This window comes from Microbacterium sp. Bi128 (assembly GCF_918698205.1).
The window spans coordinates 1-3,839 of record NZ_CAKKMM010000420.1 but is presented as its reverse complement, the minus strand read 5'-3'; the positions used below and the strand labels follow the sequence as shown (position 1 = coordinate 3,839).

Here is a 3,839-nt window from a genome sequence, read left to right as displayed (position 1 = left end):
TCCAAGCTGGGAGAAACCCGTGAAAAACCGTGAAGCAGGCCTAAAATTTTGATCTTGCCAAACGATTCAAATGGGAACACTATTCGATAAAGATCAGCAAGAAATGGGATCTCTCGGGGGGAGTCGCAAATGGTCTCGGGTTGAGGAGCCTGTCATGTATCAATTGCGCAATTCTTCCGTGCATTTGCCGAAATCCCCCGCCGGCCGCACCTGCGACGCCGGCTCCCTGGAACAGGGCTAGCCATGTTCGGCTGGATCACCCGTTTCAGTATGCAGTTCCGCATCCTGGTTCTCGCCATGGCGGCCGGACTCATTGCCTTCGGGGTAGTGAACGTCCCCCACGTCGCCATCGACAGCATGCCCGAGTTCGCCCCGGCCCACGTCGAGATCCAGACCGAGGCCCTGGGCCTCTCAGCTGCCGAAGTTGAACAGCTCATCACTGCCCCGATGGAAGCCGACCTCCTTAACGGGGTGGCGTGGCTCGATGAAATCCGGTCCAAATCAGTTCCCGGCCTGTCCTCGATCGAGCTCGTGTTCGAGCCGGGCACCGACCTTCTGCGCGCGCGCCAGCTCGTGGCCGAACGCATGACCCAGGCCAGCTCCAAGTAGAGGTGACCCCCACGCAGCTGCGTGACAAGGGCATCACGCTCGAACAGGTCATCAAGACCACCGGCAACGCAGTCTGGGTGTCGCCGCTGAGCTTCCTTGAGGCGTCCACCCCCGGCACGGGCGGGTTCGTGGAGTCGCCGAGCCAACGCCTGGGCATCCAGCACGTGCTGCCCATCCGAACACCGGAGGACCTGGCCAAGGTCAGTGTCGAAGACGCCGGATCTCCCATGCTCCTGGGTGACATTGCCCAGGTGAAGGAGGACCACCAGCCGCTGATCGGCGATGCCGTCGTCGGCCAGGATGCGGGCCTCCTGCTGGTCGTGGAGAAGTTCCCCGGAGCCAGCACGCTGCAGGTCACCAAGGACCTCGAGGCTGCGCTGAACGACATGCAGCCCGGGCTTTCCGGAATCCAGATGGATACGTCCGTCTTCCGGCCCGCCTCCTTCCTGCAGGATGCCGTGGACGGACTCGGCCTGGCGCTGCTCGTGAGCCTCCTGATCGCCGTGCTGCTCTTCTGGGCCCTGTTCCGCTCCTGGCGGGTGGCCGTGATCGCCCTCGTGGCGATCAGCACCACCGTCATGGCGGCGGGAGTGGTGCTCTACTTGCTCGACTCCACACTGAATATCTCGATCCTCGCCGGCATCTTGCTGGGCGTCTCTGTGATTGTCGGAGACATCGTGGAGGATGTCCAGGCGCAGCGGCGCCGGCCGTTGCGGACCACCGGGACCGAGACAGATGCCACCATCAGGTTCCGCATGGTCCAGCTTGTCCGCAGCGTCCGCACACCGCTGTTCCACGGGTCGCTCATCATGGCCCTCGCGCTCGTACCGACGCTGTTCGTCACGGGAGTCGGCGGTGCGTTCTTCCAGCCCCTCTTCTGGTCCCTGGCGTTGGCGCTTGCCGTGTCAATGCTGGTGGGTTTGTCCGTGACACCGGTCCTGGCATATCTCCTGCTTCCCGGTGAGAAAGCCCGGCGGGCGGACTCGCTCGGTGTTGTCCGGGCCAGGTCCACGTACGACAGGGCACTCGAGGGAGCACGTTCCCGCCGTGCCCTCGGCATTGTCGCTGTCGCCGTCGTTGGACTGCTGGGGCTCGCCGCGGCATCGCAGCTGGTCGGGAACCGGGCGGTCGTGCCGACGATTCCGGACCGGACACTCCTGGTGCAGTGGGACTCGATGGCAGGCACGTCCAACGACGAGGTGCGTCGGGTGGCGTCCAAGGCGTCCGACGAACTGCGGACCCTGCCTGGTGTCTCGGGAGTTGGCGGCCACATCGGCCGCGCCATTTCCTCCGACCAGGTTGTCGGGAACAGTTCCGCGGAACTCTGGGTGTCCATCACACCGGATGCCGACTTCAGCGAAACGGAGCAGGCGGTCCGTGACGTCGTCCAGGGCTACCCCGGCATCGCCCACAACGTGGTGAACTACTCCCAGCAGCAGATCGGCCAGGAGCGCAGCAGCATGGATCCCGGATTCGCTGTCCGCGTCTACGGAACAGACTTGCCCGTCCTGCGAGAGAAGGCAGAAGAGGTCCGCAAGGCCATCGAAAAGGTCGACGGCGTGAAGAACCCGACGATCAACGCCAGCGCCATGACGCCCATCGTCGAAGTCGAGGTCAACCTCGAGGCGGCGCAGAAGGTCGGCATCAAACCCGGCGACGCACGCCGCGCCGCCGCCGCCCTGATGCAAGGCATCGTCGTCGGCAACCTCTTCGAACAGCAGAAGGTCTTTGAAGTGGTGGTGCGCGGCGCGGTGGACGTCCGGGATGACCTGACCAGCATCCGTGAGCTCCTGCTGGACACGCCAAGTGGCGGCCAGGTCCAGCTGGGCCAAATCGCCGACATCCGGCTCGTTCCCAATGAAGTCGTGATTCTGCACGATGACACCTCACGCCGGATCGATGTGGTGGCCGAGGTCAGCGGACGTCCGCTCGCGGATATCCAGCGCGACATCAACGCGGCGATCGAGCAGATCCAGTTCCCGCTGGAATACCACGCCGAAATCCCCACGAAGTACAGTGAACAGCTCGCCGGGGACGCCATGGTTCTGTGGATCGGCGCGGCTGCCCTTCTGGGAATCCTGCTCCTTCTCCAGACAGCGGTGCGGAGCTGGAAGCTGGCGCTTGCCATCTTCCTGTCCCTGCCGGCCGCGCTGGCCGGGGCCGCCGTGGCAGCGTGGATCGCGGGAGGCGCCATCACTGTGCTGGCACTCACGGCCTTTGCCGCGGTGCTGGCCGTTGCAGCCCGCAACGCGGCGCTGCTCTCCGCCCGGACGGATGAGCTGTGGCGGGCCACCCCGCACGAGTCCCCTGACAAGGTCATCATGATGGCGGCCCGGGACCGGGTCTCGCCCATTCTGAAGGCAGCCCTGATCACGGTGGCGATCCTGATCCCGCCGGGACTCTTCGGCGGCGCCGTCGGCGGGTCCTTCCTGGGCCCGATGGCCCTGATCATCGTCTGCGGACTCATCACGACAACTCTCATCGGGATCTTCGTACTCCCCCTGCTCGCACTCTGGTTCGGGCCCGGTTCCGCCCCGGAAGAGTGGGCCGAAGTGTACGAGGCCGAAGTTCCCGTCCAGCCCGTTACGCAGGAAAAGGTGGAAGCAAAATGACCAGCCAACAGCCCTCGCGGCGCCTGCCCCTGGCGGCCGCTGTATGCGCAGCACTTTTGTTCGCGTTGCCCGCATGTGCCCAGACGACGGCGGCGGCCCCCGCCGCCGTCTCGGCCAACGAACCCGCCAAGGTGGAGAAGAATGCCGCAACAGGCATCGCGAAACTGACGTTGACGGAGAAGGGAATCGAACGCCTCGACCTGAAGACCGACACCGTCAAGGCCGGAAAGGGTAAGGACGTCGTCGTGCCCTACTCAGCCCTGCTCTACGACGCCAGCGGAAAAACCTGGGTGTACACCAACCCGGCCCCGCGGGTCTACCAGCGGCAGTCGGTCACGGTAGCCAAGGTAGAGGACGGAGTGGTCACGGCCTCGGCCGGCCCCGCGGTCGGCACCGCAATCGTAACCGTCGGCGCGGCTGAACTCTTCGGCGCTGAATTCGATACGGCGCACTGACATGCGCCGGATTGTCGCTGCAAGCCTGAGGTTCCGGTCGATCATCATTGCGATGGCGGCCGCCCTCATGATCGTGGGCGGCGCGCAACTCAGCAGCGCTTCGGTGGATGTTTTCCCGGAGTTCGCACCTCGCCGCGTCGAGGTTGAGACGGCATGTCTGGGT

Annotated in this window: 3 protein-coding genes; all 3 read left to right on the top strand. The window is 64.9% G+C overall.

From position 1 onward, the window contains the following. Positions 1-270 precede the first annotated feature (270 nt). From LQV45_RS20230 to LQV45_RS20220, 3 genes are read left to right on the top strand one after another with little or no spacing between them, the layout of a single operon-like run. Positions 271-609, top strand: a complete 339-nt coding sequence (locus LQV45_RS20230) for an efflux RND transporter permease subunit (protein ID WP_230008550.1) — start codon at positions 271-273, stop codon at positions 607-609. Positions 610-611: 2 nt separating this feature from the next. Next, positions 612-3,221: an efflux RND transporter permease subunit gene (locus LQV45_RS20225; protein ID WP_230008549.1), complete on the top strand. Its 2,610-nt coding sequence runs from the start codon at positions 612-614 to the stop codon at positions 3,219-3,221. Beyond that, positions 3,218-3,676 (top strand): hypothetical protein, encoded by a 459-nt coding sequence (locus LQV45_RS20220; protein WP_230008548.1) that lies wholly within the window; start codon positions 3,218-3,220, stop codon positions 3,674-3,676. Before LQV45_RS20225 ends, LQV45_RS20220 begins: the two co-directional genes overlap by 4 nt. Positions 3,677-3,839: the final 163 nt, after the last annotated feature.

Excerpts from the sequence above, each read along its gene's own strand:
- LQV45_RS20220 (WP_230008548.1), top strand. The coding sequence starts at position 3,218 with ATGACCAGCCAACAGCCCTCGCGGCGCCTGCCCCTGGCGGCCGCTGTA.
- LQV45_RS20230 (WP_230008550.1), top strand. The coding sequence starts at position 271 with ATGCAGTTCCGCATCCTGGTTCTCGCCATGGCGGCCGGACTCATTGCC.